We start from the raw sequence: 22,160 nt of genomic DNA on the forward strand, positions 1-22,160 counted from the left end.
GCTCGCTTTCGCGCGCCGCATCCTTTGCCACCTCCAGGAGCACGCACATGTCTATTACTTTCGCTATTTCCGATCTCACCTTCGCATGGCCCGACGGCACTCCCGTCTTCGACGGCCTCGACGCGGTGCTCGGACCCGGGCATATCGGTCTGGTCGGCAGCAACGGTGCGGGTAAGTCCACGCTGTTTCGGCTGATCGCCGGTGAGCTGCGGCCCACCCGCGGCTCGATCACCGTCCCGGGGCGGCTCGGATATCTGCGCCAGGATCTCGGCCTGGCCGCGGGTCAGCGGGTCGACGCGGTACTCGGGATCGCCGAGGTCCGAAAGGCGTTGCATCGCATCGAATCCGGTGAGGGCGACGAGTCCGACTTCGAAATCGTCGGTAGCCGTTGGGATGTCGAGGAGCAGGCCGTGGCATTGCTCGGGCGGCTCGGACTGCACTATCTGGCCGGTGATGTGGCACAACTGGATCGGCGGCTGGACACCCTGTCCGGCGGCGAGACCGTACTGCTGGGCCTGGTGGCCGAGCTGCTGGCCGAACCGGATGTGCTGCTGCTGGACGAGCCGACCAACAATCTCGACACCGCCGCGCGTGCGCGACTCTACGAGGTGGTCGGTCAGTTCCCGGGCACGGTGCTCACCGTCAGCCACGATCGCGAACTGCTCGCCCGGGTCACCACCGTCGCCGAACTGCGCGGCGGTGAGATCCGTTCGTTCGGCGGCAATTTCGACGATTACCAGGCGATCATCGAGGCCGAGCAGGAGGCCGCCCGGGCGGCCATCCGCGACGCGCGCAGCGATGTGCGCAAGCAGTCGCGCGAACTGGTCGACGCCCGCATCAAGATCGACCGCCGCAAGCGGTACGGGCAGAAGATGTACGAGCAGAAGCGCGAGCCGAAAATCGTTATGGGACAGCGCAAACGCGAGGCCGAGGTCTCGGCGGGCAAACTGCGCAACAGCCATATCGCGAAGGTGGAGGAGGCCAAGGAGACCCTCGCCCAGGCGCAGGAACTGCTGCGCGACGACCGCGAGATCCGCGTGGATCTGCCCGGCACCCGGCTCTATCCGGGGCAGGACGTCATCGACCTGGACGAGGTGGAGCTGGCCAACGGGCCGGTGGTGTCGCTGACGGTGACCGGTCCGGAACGGATCGCGCTCACCGGCCGCAACGGTGCGGGCAAGACCACGCTGCTGCGGGCCATCGTCGCCGAGTCGCCGAAGGTGCCGTGGCGGCTGCTGCCGCAGCGGCTGAACATCTTCGACGAGAACCGCTCGGTGTTCGAGAACGTCTCGGCCGCAACGCCGCACGCCTCGGCCGAGCAGGTACGAGCGCAGCTGGCCCGGTTCCTGTTCCGTGGCGCCGACGCCGATGTGGCGGCGGGCGCGCTGTCGGGAGGTGAGCGGTTGCGTGCGGCGCTGGCGATGCTGCTGCTCGCCGATCCGGCGCCGCGGCTGCTGCTGCTCGACGAGCCGACCAACAATCTCGATCTGCCCAGCCTGCGTCATCTCACCGAGGCGCTGGCGGGTTTCGAGGGCGCGCTCATCGTGGTCAGCCACGATCAGCGGTTCCTCGACGAGATCGGGGTGACCCGGCGACTCGAGCTCACCGCGGACGGCCTGATCGATCTCAGCGACGAGGCGCGTACATGATGACGCCCACGCCGGCGAGGCAGATCAGCGCGCCGAGCACGTCGTAGCGGTCGGGCCGGAATCCGTCCACGGCCATGCCCCAGGCCAGGGATCCGGCGACGAAGATGCCCCCGTAGGCCGCGAGGATGCGACCGAAGTTGGGATCCGGCTGGAAGGTGGCGACGAACCCGTAGGCGCCCAGGGCGATGATGCCCGCGGCGATCCACACCACCCCGCGGTGTTCGCGCCACCCCTGCCAGATCAGCCACGCACCGCCGATCTCGGCGAGCGCGGCCAATCCGAACAACAGCAACGAGCGAGCAATCAACACCCGCAAACCGTACCCAATCGCCGCACCCTTTCCCGCGCCTCGCACCCGTTGCGGGCAGCTGGAACGGGTGCGAAGGGGCAGAAAGGGTGCGGCGTTCGGAGATCGCGGGGTGGGGGTCAGCTGGTGAGGCCGAGGGCTAGGCGGAAGCTGGGGGTGCCGCCGGTGAGGTGGGCGCCCGCTGATTGGAGGATGCGGTCCTGGGCTACGACGTGCTGGCACATCGTTGTGGTGTCGCGCAGCCAGCGGTCCAGGGGGGACGGTTTGTAGATCGAGGAGGTTTGGCGCAGATCGTAGAGCCGCAACACTATCGAACGCGCCGTTCGGAAGGCGTGTACGCGCGAAAGGGGCAGCGCGGCACGTTCTTCCGGGGTCAGGTCGTCGAGAGTGCCGCCGGCGGACAGGACTTCCCACTCCCGGCGCATCGCGGTGTACACCCCGGACCGGGTGGCGTGGAAGTCGGCCTCGCATTCGGCGAGGGTGACCTGCAGCCGGTAATCGTCGGCGCGCGCGGCGGATTCGGTGCGCACGTAGTCCAGTGCGGCGCGGGCCACGCCCAGCGGCACACCCGGCATATTGCGCATATGCACCTCGGGCTGGGCCAGCGGTCCGGCCGCGACGTGCACCTCGGAGAACACCAGGCTGTGCTCGGCCGGGACGAATACGTCGGTGATGGTGTAGTCCGAGCTGCCGCTGCCCGCCAGGCCGGTGGTGTACCAGGTGTCGAGCACCTCGACCTGATCGCGCGGCACCATCATCAGCCGCGAGTCGTGGTTGCCGAACTCGTCCGGTTCGGGCTTGCCGTCGCGGAAGATGAACGCGCCCGAGACGACCCAGTCGGCGTGGTTGATACCGCTGCCGAACTGCCAGCGACCGGTCAGGCGATAGCCGCCGGGCACGATCTCGGCGTGGCCGACCGGGAACAGCAGTCCGGCCGTGGCCATGTCCAGGCTCGGAAACATCTCCCGCGCAACGGGTTCGGCGAGGAAGTTGGCGTACAGGCCGGTATCCGAACCGATCATGGCGCACCAGCCCACCGAGGCGTCGCCGTAGGCCAGCGCCTCGATCACCTCGGTCTGCTCGACCGAGTTGAGTTCCGGTCCGCCCCAGGACTTCGCGAAGCCCATACGGAACACACCGGCATCGCGCAGCAGTTCGACGATATCGTCGGGCATGCGGCGCAGCCGCTCGATCTCCTCCGCGCGCTCGCGCACGATCGGCGCGATCGCCTGGGCGCGGGCCAGAATCTCCGCGGCCGCGGGGCCGCGCTCGGTGAGACGGGGTTCGTCGACGATGGTCACGGGGTGCCTCCTGGGCGGGGGGAGTGGTCGAAAACGTGAAAACGGCCGTTGGCGAACAGCAGTCGCGCGCCCGGCTCGTCGGTGCCGGCCGCGACCACCGCCCCGATGAACAGGGTGTGGTCGCCGACCTCGTAGGTGCGATCGAGTACGCATTCCAGCCAGCCCGGCGCGTCGAGCAGCAGCGCGCCGGTGCGGACGCCGGGCCGGGTGGGCAGGGCGGCCAGGGCCGCGGTGCGGGTCTCGCGATCGCGCGCGAACGAGCCCGCGACCGTGGCGGATTCGCCGTGCAGAATGCAGACGTTCCATTCCCTGGTGGCCAGCAGATCCGCGCCGAATCGTGAGTCGCGCCGCAGCGAGATCGCCACCAGCGGCGGTTCCAGCGACAGCGAGACCAGCGAATTGACCGTCACGGCGTCGTGCGCGCCGTCGCGATGGGTGGTGACCACGGCCACCCCCGTCACGAAGTTGCGCATGGCGCCGCGCAGGTCGATCTCCGCCCGAGCACCGGCCGGTCGCAGCACCGGTGCAGCGGAACTCGGTTCGGCCCAGTCCAATTCGGACTCCGACCAGGCCACCGCGGGCTCCACGAACTGCTCGCCCGCGCGCTGCGACAGGGTCATCACGATCCCACCGCCTGGCAGAAGTCGAAGACGCCGTCGGGGTCGTAGCGGTGTTTGATATCGGACAGGCGCAGGTAGTTCGGCCCGTAATAGGCCGAGCGCCAACCGGTCAGCGACGGATCGGTGAAATTGACATACGCCGCGTCGGCGGCGTGCGCGCCCATCTCACCGTGCAGCCCGTCGAGCCATTCCAGATTGGTCCACACCGTCCGGGACGGATCGGTCATGCTCCACGAGGTGTCCATGGAGATCAGGAACAGCACATCGCGATGCGGAAACGCGGTGTCCGACACCGGGACCCGATTGATCGCGCCGCCCCAGGTGAACAGCGCCACCCCCGCGCCGTCCGGATTGGCGCTGCCGGGCCAGCGATCGAGCGCCGCGATGATCGTCTCGATCCCGGCCTCGGTCAACGGTTTCGGCGTGGTGCGGGTGCGCACGGCGAACGGATCCCCGGAGGTCTCGTGATGCAGGAACTCCTTGGCATCCCAGTACGACATGTCGGAGATATCGCAGTGCCGCGGCGCGGCGGTGGCGATGGCGGGCGCCAGCAGATCGCGCAATTCGCTTGCGGGACCGAGATGCTGGCCGATCACCGACACCGTGCCGAGACTGTCGCCGGCGCGGCTGACGCCGATCCGGGCGGAGAACTCATCGGGTGCCGCCGCCATGACCTCCTGCATGATCGCGAGCACCTCGCGGGCGTGCGGCCAATCCCACAGCAGCAGGCAGGTGGAACTGGGCACCGGCTCGCAGGCCTGGAAGGTGAACGAGGTGTTCACCCCGAAATTGCCGCCACCGCCGCCGCGACACGCCCAGAACAGGTCGGCGTTCTCGGTGGCGTTACAGCGGACCAGGGTGCCGTCGGCGAGCACGATCTCGGTTTCCACCAGCGTGTCGGCGGTCAGCCCGAAGGCCCGCGAGACCACCGATACGCCGCCGCCGAGGGTGAGGCCGCCGATGCCGACCTCATTCGAATTCCCCAGCGGGATGGCGAGATCGTACTGCTCGAGGACCTCGTAGATCGCGCCGCCGCGGGTGCCGCCGCCGACGGTGATCCGCCCGGCGTCGGCGTCGACGGAGATCGTGTCGAGCGCCCGCAGATCCAGCACCAGCCCGGTGCCGGTGGAGAATCCGGCGTAGCTGTGCCCGCCGCCGCGCACGACCAGCGACTCCCCGGACTCGCGCGCCCAGCGCACCGCCGTGCGCACATCGGCGACATCGCGCACCGACAGCGCCGCGCTGGGCCGCACATCGGCGTAGCGCTTGTTGAACGGGGCGGTGGCCGCCTCGAATCCGGGATCACCCGGATACCGCAGGCGGCCGCCCACGAGCTCCTGTAGCCCGTTCATGACTCCGCCTCGCTGGCGCTCGGCTCCGTCATGACCGGGCACCCGGCTGTGCCTATTGTTCGCTCGCTCACCTGACCTCCTCCAAATAGGAGATCCCGGCAGAACCATTGGGCCCGTAGCGTTCCCACTCCTCGCGCAGCCGCAGCACGCCCTCGGGGCTGTGTTCGGGTGTGGTGCGGGTGAATCCGGTGATGATCTCGCCGTCGACGAGCACCATGGTGTAGACCAGTCGCAGCACCCCGGCGGCGTCGACCGTGCCGTTCACCGCGCCGCGGCGGACCTTGCCGCCGGAGAAGTGCGCCCACACCAGATCCCCGCTCTGGTGGTAGCGGGCGACCACGCCGTCATCGGCCTCGGGGTTGCGGAAGCGGCGGCCCTCGTAATTGATCATTCGTCTGCGTCCAGGAGTCCGTGGGGCAGGGTGAAGGTCTCACCCTCGGGCAGCGGGTCGAGCGGCTCACCGTCGAGGACGACGAGATCGGCCGCGGCGTCGAGCAATTCGTCACAGCGGCGCGGATCCGACGCCTCGCACACCACGAACGAATGCCGCGCGATGTAGCCGCCGGGCGGCAGCCGCAACTTGTCGCCGGGTTCGACCATGGCCGCCGCGGTCACCAGACCGGGCGCGTGCTGGGGAACGGTCACCGAACGCACCTTGCGGTCGCGATCCGGATAACCGAAGCGGATGCCCGCCACCGCGCTGCGGGTCGGGGTCAGGGTGGGGCGACGGCCGCTGGCGATGTCGACCAGCACCTCGCCCGGGTCGATGCCGGTCGCGGTCTTGCCCAGGAAGGGAATCAGATCGCCGCCGAGGCGCCCGTTGATCTCGATGATCAACGGGCCGCGCTCGGTGAGGCGCACCTCGCTGTGGGTGATGCCGTTGTCCACCCCCAATTCCCGATGAGCCCGGGCGAGAGTCCCGATCAGCGCCTCGTCGCGCAGCAACGGGTCGTCAGCGTCGACGATATGCCCGACCTCTTCGAAATACGGTTCCAGTCCGGTGCGTTTGCGGGCCAGGAACATCGGCGTGTACTCGCCCTTGTAGACGGCCGCGTCGATGCTGATCTCGGGTCCGATCGCGAACTCCTCGACCAGGGCCGTGCCTTTGAACGGCTCGTCGCCGATGGTGCTGGCCCCGGCCGCGATGCCGAAGGCGGCGTCGAGCTCGCCCTCGTTCGCGGCCAGCACCACACCCATGCTCGCGCCCAGCGCCTGCGGCTTGACCACCACCGGGTAGCCGATCCGCGCCGCGGCCGCGCGGGCCTGCTCGACATTGTGGGTCAGCTCGAATTTCGGCTGCAGCATGCCGGCCGCGGTGAGCACCGAGCGGGTGTGGTTCTTGTCCCGGCAGCCCCGTACGCCCTGCGAGCTCAGCCCGGGCACGCCCAACTCCTCGGCCAGATCGGCCGCGGGCTGAACCAGCGGCTCGTCCCAGCACATGAGTCCGACGATGCGTCGGCGCTTGGCGATCTCGCGACCGCGCTCGGCCAGGATCTCGTGGTCGAACAGGTTGGCGACGGCGAACTCGTCGAAGTACTCACGCTGCCAGGTGGGCTCGATATTGTTCAGCAGCACCAGATCCAGGCCGTGCGCGCGGGCCCGGGCGTGCAGCGAGCGGACGAGATACTCGCGGTACAGCTGCAATCCGCTGCCGATGGCCAGCAGGGCGTCGTTGGTGGTCATGATCTTCCTTCTCCTGTACGGCGTTTCGGCTAGGCGGCCACGGCGGTGGCCGCGAGTTCGGCGATGCGGTCGGCGACCAGGGGCGCGGTGCGGAAGCCGTCGCCGCCGACGGCCGCCCGCGCCCAGACCGCGGGACCGACCTGTTCCAGGTCCGCGCCGCCGGTGCGTGCGTCGACGGTGTAGTGGCAATGTCGCACGGCGACAACGGGATAGCGGTGCGGTGCGGTGAGCAGACGTTCCCGGCAGCGATCCGCGGCGGCCCGGTCGAGTTCGTCGTCCTCGGCCAGATGTCTCACCGTGCGGCACATACCGGTGGCGCTGAGCTTGAGCAGGGTCCCGTCACCGGGCGGCAGCAGCCAGCCGGTGCCGTCGTCGCCGACCCCGCCCGCGGTGGGCGCCTGCTCCCACCAGTTCGCCCATTCCTGCGGCGGCCGCGCGTAGACGATGGTCTGGCGGTGGATCTCGGTCGCGGTGGGTACCAGATCCCGGGTCCAGGCGCCCGCCGCGACGAGTACGAAATCGCCCGCGACCCAGGACTTGTCGGCCAGGCGCAGCCGCGCGCCGTCGGTGTCGACCTCCACGACCTCGGTCCACGGTCGCAGCGTGACCGCCGGATGGCGGCGCAGCCAGCGGACCGCGGCGTGCAGCACCCGTTCGGCCAGCAGCACGCCCGCGTCGAGTTCGTGCACGCCCACATATCCGTCCGGAAAGACGATGTGCGGCAACCGGTTCGGATCAAGGATCGCGATCCGCATCCCGGACCGCGCGGCGGCCGCCGCGGCGGTGTCGACGCGGTCGGCGGACCAGCCGCTGACCACACCCACCCGCCGGTAGAACCGGCCGCCGAGCAATTGCTGCAGCTGCATCCATCGCTGATGCAGATCCGTTGCGGCGCCGCTGTTCTCGGTCGTCAGCGCGCGCAGCGCCCGATGCTGGTCGAATGAGCTCGACCCGTGATTGGGCACGGGACCGCGATCGATCACGGTGACCCGATGCCCGGCGCGCACACACCGGATGGCGGTGACCAGTCCGGTGATGCCGGCGCCGGCGATGACGACCGAGCCCATCTCAACCCTCCGTGGTGATCAGACGGGGCAGCGAGATCGGCGTCACGGTGTCGCGCACCGCGATGCCGACCAGTGAGCGCTCCGGTAGCGCCGCACCCAGATCGATGAGAATCGGTGCGGCGCAGCGCAACAGCACTTCCGCCTCGTGACACAGATCCCCGTCGGTGAGTTCGGCGCGGTCGAGCCGCTCCAACTGCTGGGTGAGGATGGCCGCGGCCCGGCTCAGGCTGAACCGGGGCAGCTCGTAGGCCGAGCGGAACCGGTCCAGAATGCGCACCGCCGAGGTGCGCGAGCGCCCGGTCACCGGCAGCGGCCCGCCGCCGACATATGGTTCCACCCGCTCGGCGATCCGATTCCACGGTTCCACCAACCGGATTCGGGTCAGCCGGTCCAACTCCTCGCGATTGAAGCTGGTGCGCTGGAACTCCGGGCTGTCACAGGCCAGGTGGAAGCGGATCAGATCGCGCGGCACCTGCTCGGCCAGATCGCGGCCCCACACCAGATGTCCACGGCTGGTGGAGAACTTCTCCCGGTTCAGCTCGTAGAACTCGTTGGTGAGGAAGCGGGTCGGCAGCGGATAGTCCGTGCCGAAGGCCAGCAGCATCGCCAGACCGGAGATCGCGAACGGGTGAACGTTGTCCACGCCGAGGAAGTACACGATCTCGGTGCCCGCCTCGCGCCGCCACAGTTCGTCCTCGGCGCTCGGCGCGAGTCCGGCCTGTTCGGCGGCCAGCATGGAGCAGTACATGGTCCAGGCCACCGGTTCGGCGTTCGGATTGATCACCTGGCCGGGCAGTCCGGGCGCGGGGATACCCCACGACAGCGGATAGGTGACCGGGAACTCCGGCAGCGGCTTGGCCAGGATCTCGTCGATGACCTGGGCCGCGCGCGGCCGCAGCGAACCGGAGATGCGGTCGAAATGCGCCCGCAGCCGACCCCGGTACTCCTCGGCGGGCAGTACCAGCACCTCGGCGGTGCGGAATTCGATGGGCTCGTCGGGATCCCGGGTGGAGAACGGATCCAGCAGATCGGCGGCCGCGACCGGATGCCCGCAGGTCTCGCACAGTCCACCGCAGCTGTCGGCCAGGCAGATCGGGCACACCCCCGCGACGTGTCCGTCGACGAGGTACTCCCCGGTGCGCACCGCGTACGGGAACTTCATGTCCCGCAACTTCAATCGGCCCGAATCGCGCAGCTGCGTCACCACGCGCCCCACGAACGAGGTGAACCGTTCCTCCCAGCCGGTGAACCCGTCCACACCGATGCCCAGCGCACCGAGGGTGGCCTCGACCTCCTTGGCCGAGCGGCGCACCAGCGCCTCGGGCGTCGTGCCCAGGCGTCGCGCGGTGGTGACCACGAAGGTCGAGGTGTCCTGGACGCCGGTGCCGAACACCACGGTGCGGCCGGTGGCGCGGGCGTAGCGGGCGTAGACGTCCGCGGCCAGGAACGGACCCGCGATATGCCCCAGGTGCAGATCGCCGTTGGCGGTCGGCGCGGGGGAGATGATGATGGTGGGACCGGTCATGACTGCTCCTGCTCGTGGCGAGCGAGGAACCGATCGGACATGTCGGTGTCCCACCAGATGGCGTACCACTCGAAGTCCTCGTCGCCCACGTTGTGCACGTAGTGGTAGGTGCCGGGCTGATGGTGGGCCAGATCGCCCGCGACGAAATCGCGCCGCACGCCGTCCTCCTCGAGGACGGCCCGGCCCTTCATCGCGATGAACAGCTCGTACTCGTGATGGGAATGCGGATCGGAGGCCTGGCCGGGGCTCAGAACGCACCACGCGCCCTCGAAGGGAGCGTTGAGCAGTTCCCACGGCAGCAGCCGCTGCGAGGCCACGCCGTAGGCGACCTCCAGATTCTCGCGGTCGAGACCGCGGATCTCGAACTCTCTCATGCCGTGCGCACCTCGGCCACGGGCCGCTCGCCGAGTTCGGCGCGCCGATCGACCAGATCGTCGACGATGTCCTGCGACCGGTTGGCCAGCACACTGATCAGGGTGTCGGAGATGCCGTGCGTGGCCTCGTTCATACCCTGCAGATACACCGCGCCCCAGGCGTGTTCGCCGATATCCCAGCGGTAGCGGCGGCTCACCTCGATCGTGCTGACGCCGATGCGGTCGCCCAGATCACGGACCATCGCGGGCATCTCCGGCTGATAGCCGGTGCCCAGCAGCACCAGATCCGAACGCAGCTCATCGATCTGGCCGCTGCGCAGATCGCGCAGCGACAGCACAATCTCGTCGCCGTCGGCCTGCGCGCCCACCACATCGGTCATCGGGATGACGCGGGAACGCTGATGGCCGTAGAGCTTTTGCTGGTAGAGCATCGAGTACAGCTCGTCCAGGAACGGCGGGGCCAGACCCGCGTAGTTGGTGAGATGGACCTCGTCGAGGATGCGCCGCCGGGCCTCGGCGTCGCAATAATAGAACTCGTCGACGAAGGACGGATAGAACAGCTCGTTGACGAATTTGCTCGTCTGGTAGTTCTGCAGGCCGATCGACCGCATGATCATCGTCGGGCGGCAACCGGGCAGATCGCTGTGCACCGACATGAACATCTCGGCCGCGCTCTGCGCCCCGCCGATCACCACCGGCCGGGTCACCTCGCGGCCCTCGGCCACGATTTCGGCGATGCGGGTGGCGTACTGGGTGCTGTGGATGACCTTGTCGGTCGGCAGCCCCGCGAATTCGGCCGGGATGCGCGCATCGCGTCCGGTGCCGAAAACCAGGTCGCGACAGGCGATCCGGTCGCCGCTGGTCAGATATACCGTCCAGCCCACGATCCGCCGGTCGGCGCCGCGGCGCGGCTCCACCCGCTCCACGCGGGCGTTGTAGCGCACCTTCACATACTCGAGCGAGTGGGCCACCCACGCCTGGTAGTCCGACAGCTCCTGCCGGTAGGGATTGAAGGTGGCCAGGTTGACGAATTCGTCGAGGCGACGACGCTCATGCAGGAAGTTGAGAAAGGTGAAGCGGCTGCGCGGATTACGCAGGGTCACCAGATCCTTGAGGAACGAGACCTGGCTGCGGGCCCAGGGCAGCAGCAGATTGCGCTGCCACTTCACGTCGGGGTGCTGCTCGAGGATCAAGGTGTTCTGGGCGAGGGCCACATCCCCGGATTCCTCCAGGGCGATGGCCAGGGCCAGATTGGCCGGTCCCGCACCGATGGCTAGGACGTCGACGTCATATGCGGTCACAGTGTTCCACCTGAGTCTTGGTAGGGCTCGGATAACGCTGTGACACAGTCAATTCCGTCGGCGCGTTGGTCGAAAGATTCTGTGCGTACCGAACATCAACCGATCGTCGGGATCGGCAAGCTGTCACCGAATACCCGCTGATGCGGCCAATATGACTGGGAGGCAAGGAGTGCGGCGAATCATCGGCCATCGGGATATGGGGCCGGTTGTCTGCATTCTGCCGATCACGATAACGTCCGGGGGCATCGGAACTATCCGGGTTGTGGAGCCCGCGCGCAGGACAGGGCCGGTCGGAACTATTCACGGCTAACGATCCGGCCGCCGCAGGCGGCGCTCCCGTGCGAGGCCCGTGACCAGCGCGGACAAAAGCGACGAACAATGCCGGGTGCGGACATGCGAAAGCCCCGCCGCCGCAGCCGTTTCCGGCCGCGTCGACGGGGCGGTTGCCGAGTAGGTCAGTCCTCGACGGTCACATCGAACAGATCCAGCTGCAGCAGCTGGGTCACGGTGACGTTCTTCGTGCGGGTCGACCAACCCGACTCCACCTTCTGGTACCACAGCGGAATCGCGGGCATGTCCTGCAGGATGCGCTTTTCCGCCTCCTGATACAGCGCCCAGCCCTCCTGTTCCGACGGCGCCGCATCGGCCCGCGCCAGCAGGTCGTCGACCTCCGGACTGGAGTATCCGGAGCCGTTGACCGCCGCGCCCGTGCGGAAGATCGGGTTGAGGAAGTTCTCGATCGACGGATAGTCCGCGACCCAGCCCGACCGGAAGACGGTCGTCATCTTCTGCTCGTTGATCAGCTTGCGGAACTGCCCGAACGTCGGAATCGGGGCGTATTTGGCCTCGACTCCCAGTGCTGCGGTGATCGTTTCGCAGGCCGCGTCGATCCAGACCTGGTTGGCCGAATCGTCGTTGGAGGCCAGTTCGATCGGGCCCTCGAAGCCGGAGGCGTCGAACAGCTCCTTGGCCCTGGCCGGGTTGTAGGTGCACAGCTCCCCGGCCGCGTCGCCGCCGTAACCGGGCACGATGGGCGGCACCAGCCCGTCGGGCAGCATCTTGTCCCCGTCGAAGGCCTTGTCGATCACGTACTGCCGATCGATGGCCATCGACAGCGCCTGGCGCAGGCGCGGATCGGCGAAGCGAGAATCGTAGAGCGGGAACGAGATCGACTGCACGCCCATATACGGCTGAGAGACGTAGCGCCCGGCCAGCTCCTGCTTGTAGCGACCGCCGTCGAGTGCGTCGGCCGGAACGAAGTCGAGGTAGTCGAGCTTGTTGGCGACGACGTCGGCGTAGGCGTCCTCGAGCATCTTGTAGAACCGGAACTCCACGCCCGCCACGCGCGGCGTGCGCGCCCCGACATAGGCGTCGTAGCGCTTCAGCACGATGTGCTGCTGGGGCACATGCGATTCGAAGGCGAAGGGACCGTTGCCGATCGGATGTGCCTCGAATGCCGCACGATCGGCGAAGAAGCTCTGCGGCAGCGGGAAGAACGCCGCGTAACCGAGCTGGGTCACGAACGCTGAGAACGGCGCCGACAGCGTCACCTCGAAGGTGGCGTCGTCGATCACCCGCAGTCCCGAGAGCTTGTCCGTCGCTCCGCTCTGGGTCGCCTCGTAACCGTCGATATGCGACAGGTACGACGCGCCCTGGAGTTTGTTCGGACCGTAGGCGGTGTAGTTCCACGCGTCGACGAAACTCGCGGCGGTGACCGGGGTTCCGTCGTGGAAGGTCCACCCGGGGTTCAGGGTGATCGTGTAGACGCGCGAATCGGCCGAGTCGATCGACCTCGCCACCGCCCGGCGCGGTTCGGCCGTGCGCGGATCGTATTCGACCAGGCCGGTGAACAGGGCGTTGACGATCTTCACGCTGTCGCGTTCGGTCGCATCGCCGGGCACCAGCGGATTCTCCGGTTCGGTGCCGTTCCAGCTGATGATGCCGGTCATGACTCAGCCTCCCCGGCCGTTCGGGCGAACAACGATTCCACGGCCCCGAAGTCCAGGCCGTTGGCCAGCGAGGTGTAGGTGCCGTCGGTGAGCAGTTCGGTCGCCGCCGCGCGCACCCGCTCGTAGGCCGACTGCGCCAGCGCCGGTCCGAGACTGACCCGGCGCACACCGGCCGCGGCCAGTTCGGCGACCCGGGGCGCGCCCGGTCCGGTCATGACATTGATCGGCAGCGGGGACTTGCGCGACAGTTCGCCGAGCGCGTCCAGATCGAGCAGACCCGGGACGAACAGGCTGTCGGCCCCGGCCTCGGCGTAGGCCGACGCGCGCGCGACGACATCGTCGAAGCGGCCCTCCGGCGCGCCGATGCCGAACAGGTACACATCGGTGCGGGCGTTGATCACCAACTGCGGCAGGCCCGCTCGCGCCGCGGCGGCCCGCGCCGCCCGCAGGCGTTCGGCCTGCTCGGCGATCTCGAACAGCGGCCCGCCCGGTCGATGCGAATCCTCGAGGTTCACCCCGACCGCGCCCGCGCCCACGACCGCCTCGACGGTCGCGGCCACATCCTCGGGCGTGGGACCGTAGCCGCCCTCGACATCCGCGGTCACCGGCACCGTGACCGCGGCGACGATCTCGCGCACCCGGCCGATCATCTCCTCGCGGGTCAGCTTCTGCCCGTCACCGCGGCCGGCCACCCAGGAAACCGCCGCACTCGTGGTGGCGACGGCGGCCGCGCCCGCCTCGGCGACGAGCGCGGCGCTCAACGCGTCCCAGGCGTTGGGAAGCACCAACACCCCGTCGGCGTGCAGCTGCCGAAACGTCTCCGCCTTGTTCTGCTGACTCACCCTGCGACTCCTCGTGCGTTCGATGGAAACGGGATACGGTTCGATCCCCGGAAACAGTACCGATGCTCCGAGGGTAATCGCCTGGCGGCGAACGCATTCCGAACAATCGAACGTCAAAGAGAACAGACCGGTCAGCCTCTGAACGGATGCACCGGAGTGCGGACCGCGGGTAGTTCGACGGTATCGACGTCGCGGTGCATCGCGAAGCGACTGGTCTCCTGGGCGACCAGTCGCCCGATCAACGCGGGCAGCGCGTAGCGCTCGGGCGCCGGAACTCGGTGCAGCAGACCGACATCGATGAGACTGTCCATCGCGTATTCGGCGGAGTCGATCGAGATATGCAGTGTCCGAGCGAGTTCGGCGGGAGTCACCTCATCGCATCCGGCGGCGAGCATATGCACCACGTGTTTTGCCAATGGCGGTAACGAAAGATAGGCAGGCAGAACAGAATCCGCGAGCCCGATGTCACCTATCCATAACCAATTGGCTACCTGAACGCCCGCATCCAGTCGATCGGCCACTTCGCTCAGCCGCCGGCCCGGCTGGGCCGCGATCTTGCGTCCGGCGATGGTGATGGCCAAGGGCAGATGCGCGCAGAACTCGGCGATGCGCAGCGCGGCGGTATGTTCGGCGCGCACCCGGTCGCTGCCGATGAGCAGCCGCAGCAGATCCAGCGATTCGGTGCGGGCCAGCGGGCCCAGGGTGATGCGGCGCACCCCGTCCAGGCCGAGCAGGCGCGATCGGCTGGTCACCAGGATCTGGCTGGTCGTCGAGCGGGCCAGCAGCGGGCGCACGCGCGGTTCGTCGCGGACGTTGTCCAGCAGTACGACCACGCGTCGCTCGGCGAGCATGGACCGGTACAGGCCGATTCGGTGCATATCGTCGGCGGGAATGCGCTCCCACGGCACGCCGAGCGCGTGCAGGAAGCCCGCCACGACCTCCATGGGGGCCAGATCCTCCGCGCCCATATCGGCCCACAGCTGACCGTCGGGAAACTGCTCGACCAGCCGATGCGCGAAACGCAGCGCGAAGGTGGTCTTCCCGATCCCGACCGGACCGCGGATCACCAGCGGTACGCGGGCGTCGGTGAGCTGACCGGTCGCGGCCAGCGCGCCCGCCAATTCCGCTGTGCGGCCGACGAAGTCGTGCGGCCCGATGGGCAGCTGAGCTGGTCTGGGATGTCCGGTATCGCCGGGATATCGATCCTCCGGTTCATCGGCCGGATCGATTCCGTTGATACCGCGGACCTCTCGCCACCTTTGTTCCCATTCGGTAGTATCTCCTCCACAAGCACGCACAAACGCCAGCGTGACTTGCAGCGTGGGAAGTCGGTGACCGCTGGCGGCCTCCGACAACACCGAGGGGGAATACAAAGCCACGCTTGCCATGCGCCTGTATGAGGGATTTCCCGCTGCCGCTCGGAGTTTACGAAGGTCGCCCGCGAAGGCGGCGAGGGGCCCGGATCGAGTGTCGAGTGGTTTTTCTCGTCTACCCATCTGGCGGTACCCCTGTTCTGAATCGCGTTGCGGCCCTGGGCCGAACCCTCCGCCGCGACGCCATTGTGTGGTCCCGGTCTCTGGATGTCCCCCCATAGGATCATCGCGAGTCGAGTCACATCCGAGCCATCGTCCGTTCGGACGGTGAACGTTCGGCGTCGAGGCGGGGTTCGGCAGTCGACAGCGTGTCTAACCCTGCATCGCTCCCCGCGGGCCGCGGGTTAACGAGATCAAGTGAAACACAAAGTTTTTCGAGTCACGGGGTGATAGGACGAAACTCCTAGTCGAGGCCGATTCAGCCCGATGGACATGGCCTGGATATGAGCATATATGTAATTTCGATGTGATACCGATGTTCGGGCTCTGTTCCCCTGCAAGAACATTCGAACTCACGCCCCTCGCGCACGTTTACACCGCCCCGACTCCACCCGCAATACCCAATAAACTTGTTACCCGCGGTCCTGTCTATCTACGCATCCCCACACCTCCCAGGTTTTAGCGTTTGTCCCCCTGACATAGCGCCAACCCGAGATGCAAGACAGAAGAAAAGGGGTCCGCCGGAACAAACGAAGTAGATATGCCCCACCCGTCTCCGCGCCTCATCGCCGCGTCTCCGTCGCCCGCGCGGCCCTCCGCGTGGCGTCGTCCTCCTCGGAACTACCTCCCGGTCGCCCGTGATTTCCCTACTTCCCCGCCCGAAGGGCTGGGGAACACGCCGCGCCACTCGCTCGTTGGCCTACCGAGGCCGTACCGCAAACTCCGGTCGCACTCCGGCGAAACCGCAGGTGACGGTTCGGGGGGTTGTGGGCGGGGCGACGGGCGGACGCGAGTCGGTCGACCGGATTAAAGTTGGTGGTCTGAGCCGTTGCAGCGGTCGGATAGGGTGGTCCGATCGAGCCGGTGAGAGGTGGTGGCATGACTCAGCATCTGGAGAAGGCGAATGCGGAGCAATCGTCTGCTGGCAGTGACATGCCCCAGACGCCCGCCGCGCCCGCTCCCGCCGACCCCGCTCCCGCACAATCCGCCCCCGCCGCGCCGCCGAGCGGCCCGGCCCCCACGCCGACACCGCGCAGTATGCCCCCGCGCCAGCCCGGCGCCTCCGCGGCCGTGCCGACCTCCGCCTCCCGCCGCGTTCGCGCCCGCCTGGCCCGGCGGATGACCGGTCAGCGCGGTATCGCCGCGGTCAAGCCGGTCCTCGAACCGCTGGCCACCGTGCATCGCGAGCTGTACCCGAAGGCCAACCTGCAACTGCTGCAGCGGGCCTTCGACGTGGCCGACGAGAAGCACGCCCACCAGTTCCGCAAATCCGGCGATCCCTACATCACCCACCCGCTCGCGGTCGCCAATATCCTGGCCGAACTCGGCATGGACACCACCACCCTGGTGGCCGCGCTGCTGCACGACACCGTCGAGGACACCGGCTACTCGCTCGACGAACTCACCAACGACTTCGGCGCCGAGGTCGCGCACCTGGTCGACGGCGTCACCAAATTGGACAAGGTCAACCTGGGCGCCGCCGCCGAGGCCGAGACCATCCGCAAGATGATCATCGCCATGGCCCGCGATCCGCGCGTGCTGGTGATCAAGGTCGCCGACCGCCTGCACAATATGCGCACCATGCGCTTCCTGCCGCCGGAGAAGCAGGCCAAGAAGGCCCGCGAAACGCTGGAAGTCATTGCGCCCCTTGCTCATCGACTCGGCATGGCCACGGTCAAGTGGGAACTGGAAGACCTCGCCTTCGCGATCCTGCACCCGAAGAAGTACGACGAGATCGTCCGCCTGGTGGCCGACCGCGCGCCCTCGCGTGACACCTATCTGGCCAGGGTCCGCGCCGAGATCGTCAACACCCTGGCCGCGAGCCGCATCAACGCCATCGTCGAGGGCCGTCCGAAGCATTACTGGTCGATCTACCAGAAGATGATCGTCAAGGGTAAGGACTTCGACGACATCCACGACCTGGTCGGCATCCGCATCCTCTGCGACGAGGTGCGCGACTGCTACGCCGCGGTCGGCGTGGTGCATTCGCTGTGGCAGCCGATGGCCGGGCGGTTCAAGGACTACATCGCCCAGCCGCGCTACGGTGTCTACCAGTCCCTGCACACCACGGTCGTCGGCCCGGACGGCAAACCGCTCGAGGTGCAGATCCGCACCCAGGACATGCACCGCACCGCCGAATTCGGCATCGCCGCGCACTGGCGCTACAAGGAGACCAAGGGCAAACACTCCAGCGACTCCACCGAGGTCGACGACATGGCCTGGATGCGCCAGTTGCTCGACTGGCAGCGGGAGGCCGCGGATCCCGCGGAGTTCCTGGAGTCGCTGCGCTTCGATCTGAAGTCGCCGGAGATCTTCGTGTTCACCCCCAAGGGCGATGTGATCACGCTGCCGCAGAAGTCGACCCCGGTCGATTTCGCCTACGCCGTGCACACCGAGGTCGGACACAAATGCATCGGCGCGCGCGTGAACGGCCGCCTGGTCGCGCTGGAACGACAGCTGGAAAACGGTGAGGTCGTCGAGATCTTCACCTCCAAGGCCCAGAACGCCGGACCCAGCCGCGATTGGCAGAACTTCGTCGTCTCCCCGCGCGCCAAGGCCAAGATCCGGCAGTGGTTCGCCAAGGAGCGCCGCGAGGAGGCGCTCGAAACCGGTAAGGACGCGATCAGCAAGGAGGTCCGCCGCACCGGACTCCCGCTGCAGCGCCTGATGAACGTCGACGCGATGACCGCGTTGGCGCATGAACTGCACTACACCGATATCTCCGCGCTCTACGCGGCCGTCGGCGAGAGCCAGGTGTCCGCGCATCACGTCGTACAGCGGCTGGTCACCCAGCTCGGCGGCGTCGGCGACGTGGAAAACGAACTGGCCGAACGCAGTACGCCCTCGACGCTGCCGCTGCGCCAGCGTACCGGCGGCGACGCGGGCGTGGAGATCCCCGGGGCCCCGGGTACGGTCGCCAAGCTGGCCAAATGCTGTACGCCGGTGCCGGGCGACGAGATCATGGGCTTCGTGACGCGCGGGGGAGCGGTGAGCGTGCACCGCACCGACTGCACCAACGCCGGATCGCTGCAGTCCCAGCAGGAACGGATCATCGAGGTGAAGTGGGCGCCCTCGCCCTCGTCGATGTTCCTGGTGGCCATTCAGATCGAGGCCCTGGACCGCACCCGCCTGCTCTCGGATGTCACCAAGGTGCTGGCCGACGAGAAGGTCAACATCCTGTCCGCCTCGGTGATGACCTCCGGCGACCGGGTCGCGATCAGCAAATTCACCTTCGAGATGGGCGACCCGAAGCATCTGGGCCATCTGCTGAACGTGGTCCGCAATGTCGAGGGCGTCTACGACGTCTACCGCGTGACCTCGGCCGCCTGAACAGGTTCGCCCGCTTGATGTTTCGACGATTCGATGCCGGAATCGGCTACGGCACGGTCGAATTCGCCTCCGCGGGCTGAATCTCGGCCTGCGCCCGGGACAGTCGCACCGCCTCCACGCACATCACCGCCACGGCCACCACGACGAACGCCGTGCCCACCGGTCCGCTGCGCAGACGCTCGTCGAGCACGGTCATGCCGAGCACGGCCGCGCCGAGCGGTTCGGCGACGGTGAACGCGGGCAGCGACGCCGACAGCGGTCCGACCTGATATCCGCGCTGTTGCAGATACAAACCGACCATTCCGCACCCGGCGAGCGTGTAGACCTCCCAACTGCCGAACACCGCGCCCGGTCCGCGCCCGAACAATTCGGTCACCTGCTGGGTGAGGGCGGCGGAGACGCCGAACAACAATCCGGCCGCCGTCCCCAGCAGCAGCGCGCGCACCGCCGGCGCGCGCACCGCACCGGCCACGGCGACACCGATCGCGATCAGCCCGAACATCAATGCCAGCGGCAGCAGCCAGCGCTGCCACGACGCGTCGGCGTTGCCCTCGGTCGGATCGCCCACGATCAGGAATACGGCCAGCGCCGCCGCCAGCGCGATCGCCTGCGCCCACATCGGCGGCGTCACCCGCCGCCCGCTGTAGTGCGCGGCCAGCGGCAGCGCGAAGATCAACGCGCTCACCAGGATCGGCTGCACCACCAGCACCGAACCCAGGGCCAGCGCCGCCACTTGAAACGCGAACCCGCCGACGTCACCGATCAGGCCCGCCCACCAGCGCGGACTGCGCACCAACCGGGCCAGTAACGCCTCGCCCTCGGGAACATCGGAGGCCGCCCGCTGCTGCGCGACGGCGGAGACGGCGAACAGCACCGCACCGACGAATGCGCAGATCACGGCGGCTACAGGAAGATCGGCCACGGAACCAGTCTGCCGGTGCCGTCGCGTCGCCCGACGCGCGGGACCCGGTGTGTCGCGCGCAGTGCCCACCAATCCTCGCTGTACGAGAGCGGTTTCGCCGCGGGGCGGCTATGATCGCTCAACAGTTGCCGTCCATCCCCGAATCGGACGTAGAGGACTGCAATAATTCCGGTCGGTTCGCCTGGACCCCTGGTTTCTTCCGGCCGCGCGAATGCAATGTGCAGGATGCACTGCGGCGTTCGCCGGATTCTGTTACGGTCTATTGCGTTTCGGGGCTCGCGGGACAGCGGCGGCAACCGAAGCTCGAGACGATCGCTTCACGGGTCGCCAGGGCACCGACCCTCCGGACTTTTGCATACTGGTTAGGGGGTCAGAGGTGCTGACCGCGCGGACAACCTGGAGCAGATTCACAGGTGCTGTAGTCGCCGTCACGGCGATCGGTACCACCCTCGCCGCGCCCGTCGTCGCCCAGCCGGGGCCCACCACCGATATCAATCTCGCCACCTGTCCGGCGTTGTACGCCTTGGGCATTCAGGGCACCGGTGAATCCTCCCCGGACGCCGCGCCCACCACCGATACCGGCATGCTCTCCTCGGTCTTCCTGCCCATGCTGGCCAAGGCGCCCGAACGCGGCCTTGTCGACCGGGCCTACGTGCCCTACGAATCCGGCTTCGGCGGCGCGGTCGCCGGTGGGGCCGTGCCGTATTCGCAATCGGTCCTGGGCGGCCTGGATCGGCTGCGCGGCATGGCCGCCCAGGTCGCGCAGCGCTGCGATCGGACCCGCTTCGCGATCGTCGGCTATTCGCAGGGCGCGCATGTGGCCTCGATGTTCGCCCAGGAGATCGGGCGCCGGCAGGGCGTGCTCACACCGGATCGGATCGCGGCGGTCGCGCTGTTCGCCGATCCCACCCGCAGCGCGGGGGCCCCGCTGTTCCCGGGCGCGCCGGATCGCACCGCACCCGCCGCCGCGCCGGGCACCGCGGGTGAAAAGGTCGCGGCGATACGGGCATTGCCGCTGCCGCCCGCCAGCGGCGGCGGCATCGGTCCCGGCCGCGACCAGGCCGTCGATTTCGGGGCGCTCACCGGGCGCGTCGCGAGCTTCTGTGTCGCGGGCGATCTCGCGTGCGACGCCCCCGCGGGCGCGCCGATCCTGCGCGCGGTCACCAGCGTGGTGGGCCAATCCACGCTCTCCGGCGGCGATCCGGTCGCCTCGCTCACCTCGATCGCGCAGGCGCTGGCGTTCACCTCGATCAAGGCGGCGAGCACGGTCGTCAATCGCGATCTGCGCGGGGGCACCCCGGCCTCGCTGTCCTACCAACCCGGACAGTCGATCTCCCAGCGGATCGCCGAGGCCGCCGATCCGCGGTCCCCGCTGGCGCTCGCGGATCCCATGCGGGCGCTGCTGCGGGTCGGGGCGATCGGATTGAACGCGGTCGGCGTGATCGTGCGCGCGGTGCTCGATCCCGCGACGCTGACGGCACTGGCCCGGGCGGCCCTGGACGACCCGCCGAAGGCCCTGGTGACGTTGGGCAGCGAATTGAACGGCGCGATCACCCAATTGGTGCCGCCGACCACGGTGTCGCGGCTGATCGACCAGGCATACCAGGCGGTCGTCCAGAACATCACCGACAATCGTGAATTGTTGGACACCACCACCTGGGTCCGATACTGGGATACTGTCCAGCGACACGGCGCCTACGCCACCGCGGCCGTCGATGCCCGCGGCGACGCACCGGTGCGATTCGTGGCCGACTGGTTCGCCGCGGCGGCCCGCGACCTGGCCTCGACCGGTACGGCGGCGCAGGCCCCGAAGGGCGTTCCGAGCAGCCCGATCAGCGGAATCTCGGTCCCGACTCCCGGCGCGTCGAGTACGCCGAATTCGTCGGGTACGGGACAATTTCCGTTCGGGACAGGTCTCGGTCCCACGACCGGTACCGCCGACGACAACCGCTACCCGTTCTCCACGAACTGATCGCCGAGAGGGTCCGACGATGCTGCATGTGGCTGGCTCCGCGGGAATGGGGGAATGTTGAAGTCGTACAAAGACTTGCAGCGCTGGTACCCGCCGCTCGAGCCGCGGGGCGTCGCGACCGGGTCGTCCGCCCGGCCCGAGCCACCGGTGCAGCCCGCCTTCGCCGACGACGGCGCGGCGCGCTTCCCGCACTACATCCGCGATACCGAACCCGAGCCGTTCGACATCGCCTTCGTCGACGAACCGGCCACGCGCCGGGCCGAATTCACCGGCGGCTGGACCGACTGGGTCGGCGATCACGCGCCCGGCCCCGACGACGACTACGAACCCGTCCACGACGGCGAGGTCGTGCACTTCCCGTGGGACGACGAGGACGAACCCGAACCCGAGCGGATCCGGCCGCGCCCGCGCCGCCGCGTCGGGCGCGACGGTCC

At 68.3% G+C, this 22,160-nt stretch carries 17 protein-coding genes and 1 pseudogene; 4 read left to right on the plus strand and 14 right to left on the minus strand.

Features of this window, described 5'->3' with window-relative positions; translation table 11 throughout:
• The first annotated feature begins 47 nt into the window (after nt 1–47).
• The gene (locus tag NP4_RS27995; RefSeq protein WP_068004114.1) at nt 48–1,649 is read left to right on the plus strand and encodes an ABC-F family ATP-binding cassette domain-containing protein; all 1,602 of its coding nucleotides are present in this window, start codon (nt 48–50) and stop codon (nt 1,647–1,649) included.
• Here the strand turns inward: NP4_RS27995 and NP4_RS28000 are convergent.
• The 13 genes from NP4_RS28000 to NP4_RS28060 all read right to left on the minus strand — a co-directional run bounded on the left by NP4_RS28000 (nt 1,627) and on the right by NP4_RS28060 (nt 15,358).
• Nucleotides 1,627–1,956: a YnfA family protein gene (locus NP4_RS28000; RefSeq protein ID WP_373863876.1), complete on the minus strand. Its 330-nt coding sequence runs from the start codon at nt 1,954–1,956 to the stop codon at nt 1,627–1,629. The genes NP4_RS27995 and NP4_RS28000 overlap by 23 nt on opposite strands.
• 119 nt (nt 1,957–2,075) lie before the next feature.
• Entirely contained in the window at nt 2,076–3,257 is a 1,182-nt protein-coding gene (locus tag NP4_RS28005; protein WP_082876289.1) for an acyl-CoA dehydrogenase family protein, read from the minus strand.
• Nucleotides 3,254–3,877, minus strand: coding sequence for a flavin reductase family protein (locus NP4_RS42820; RefSeq protein ID WP_245997584.1), 624 nt, complete (start codon nt 3,875–3,877; stop codon nt 3,254–3,256). The genes NP4_RS28005 and NP4_RS42820 overlap by 4 nt, the downstream gene beginning before the upstream one ends.
• The gene (locus NP4_RS28015; protein WP_068004115.1) at nt 3,877–5,229 is read right to left on the minus strand and encodes an FAD-binding oxidoreductase; all 1,353 of its coding nucleotides are present in this window, start codon (nt 5,227–5,229) and stop codon (nt 3,877–3,879) included. The genes NP4_RS42820 and NP4_RS28015 overlap by 1 nt, the downstream gene beginning before the upstream one ends.
• A gap of 67 nt (nt 5,230–5,296) precedes the next feature.
• The gene (locus NP4_RS28020) at nt 5,297–5,620 is read right to left on the minus strand and encodes an avidin-fold protein (protein WP_068004116.1); all 324 of its coding nucleotides are present in this window, start codon (nt 5,618–5,620) and stop codon (nt 5,297–5,299) included.
• Nucleotides 5,617–6,912, minus strand: a complete 1,296-nt coding sequence (locus tag NP4_RS28025; protein WP_068004118.1) for an ATP-grasp domain-containing protein — start codon at nt 6,910–6,912, stop codon at nt 5,617–5,619. The genes NP4_RS28020 and NP4_RS28025 overlap by 4 nt, the downstream gene beginning before the upstream one ends.
• A gap of 29 nt (nt 6,913–6,941) precedes the next feature.
• A complete protein-coding gene (locus NP4_RS28030; protein ID WP_068004125.1) occupies nt 6,942–7,979 on the minus strand; it encodes an NAD(P)/FAD-dependent oxidoreductase in 1,038 nt (345 codons plus the stop codon).
• Nucleotide 7,980: 1 nt separating this feature from the next.
• Nucleotides 7,981–9,504, minus strand: a complete 1,524-nt coding sequence (locus NP4_RS28035; protein ID WP_068004131.1) for a class I tRNA ligase family protein — start codon at nt 9,502–9,504, stop codon at nt 7,981–7,983.
• A complete protein-coding gene (locus NP4_RS28040; protein ID WP_068004136.1) occupies nt 9,501–9,878 on the minus strand; it encodes a cupin domain-containing protein in 378 nt (125 codons plus the stop codon). The genes NP4_RS28035 and NP4_RS28040 overlap by 4 nt, the downstream gene beginning before the upstream one ends.
• Nucleotides 9,875–11,179: a SidA/IucD/PvdA family monooxygenase gene (locus NP4_RS28045; protein ID WP_068004142.1), complete on the minus strand. Its 1,305-nt coding sequence runs from the start codon at nt 11,177–11,179 to the stop codon at nt 9,875–9,877. The genes NP4_RS28040 and NP4_RS28045 overlap by 4 nt, the downstream gene beginning before the upstream one ends.
• A 455-nt stretch (nt 11,180–11,634) precedes the next feature.
• Nucleotides 11,635–13,128, minus strand: coding sequence for a peptide ABC transporter substrate-binding protein (locus tag NP4_RS28050; RefSeq protein WP_068004145.1), 1,494 nt, complete (start codon nt 13,126–13,128; stop codon nt 11,635–11,637).
• Nucleotides 13,125–13,970, minus strand: coding sequence for an isocitrate lyase/PEP mutase family protein (locus NP4_RS28055; RefSeq protein ID WP_068004147.1), 846 nt, complete (start codon nt 13,968–13,970; stop codon nt 13,125–13,127). The genes NP4_RS28050 and NP4_RS28055 overlap by 4 nt, the downstream gene beginning before the upstream one ends.
• A 131-nt stretch (nt 13,971–14,101) precedes the next feature.
• Nucleotides 14,102–15,358 (minus strand): NB-ARC domain-containing protein, encoded by a 1,257-nt coding sequence (locus NP4_RS28060; RefSeq protein WP_169813816.1) that lies wholly within the window; start codon nt 15,356–15,358, stop codon nt 14,102–14,104.
• 1,182 nt (nt 15,359–16,540) lie between these two features.
• Between NP4_RS28060 and NP4_RS28065 the strand changes: the two genes are divergently transcribed.
• Entirely contained in the window at nt 16,541–18,832 is a 2,292-nt protein-coding gene (locus tag NP4_RS28065; protein ID WP_245997682.1) for a RelA/SpoT family protein, read from the plus strand.
• A 46-nt stretch (nt 18,833–18,878) separates the two neighbouring features.
• Here the strand turns inward: NP4_RS28065 and NP4_RS28070 are convergent, their stop codons facing one another.
• Nucleotides 18,879–19,754: a DMT family transporter gene (locus NP4_RS28070; RefSeq protein ID WP_068004160.1), complete on the minus strand. Its 876-nt coding sequence runs from the start codon at nt 19,752–19,754 to the stop codon at nt 18,879–18,881.
• A gap of 376 nt (nt 19,755–20,130) precedes the next feature.
• Here NP4_RS28070 and NP4_RS28075 point away from each other — a divergent pair, with 376 nt between their 5' ends.
• A complete protein-coding gene (locus tag NP4_RS28075; protein ID WP_068004164.1) occupies nt 20,131–21,726 on the plus strand; it encodes a cutinase family protein in 1,596 nt (531 codons plus the stop codon).
• A 54-nt stretch (nt 21,727–21,780) separates the two neighbouring features.
• Nucleotides 21,781–22,160 (plus strand): annotated as a pseudogene (locus NP4_RS28080) (hypothetical protein); the annotation flags it as partial.

It is taken from the genome of Nocardia pseudobrasiliensis NBRC 108224 (genome assembly GCF_001613105.1).
Classification (GTDB): Bacteria; Actinomycetota; Actinomycetes; order Mycobacteriales; family Mycobacteriaceae; genus Nocardia; species Nocardia pseudobrasiliensis.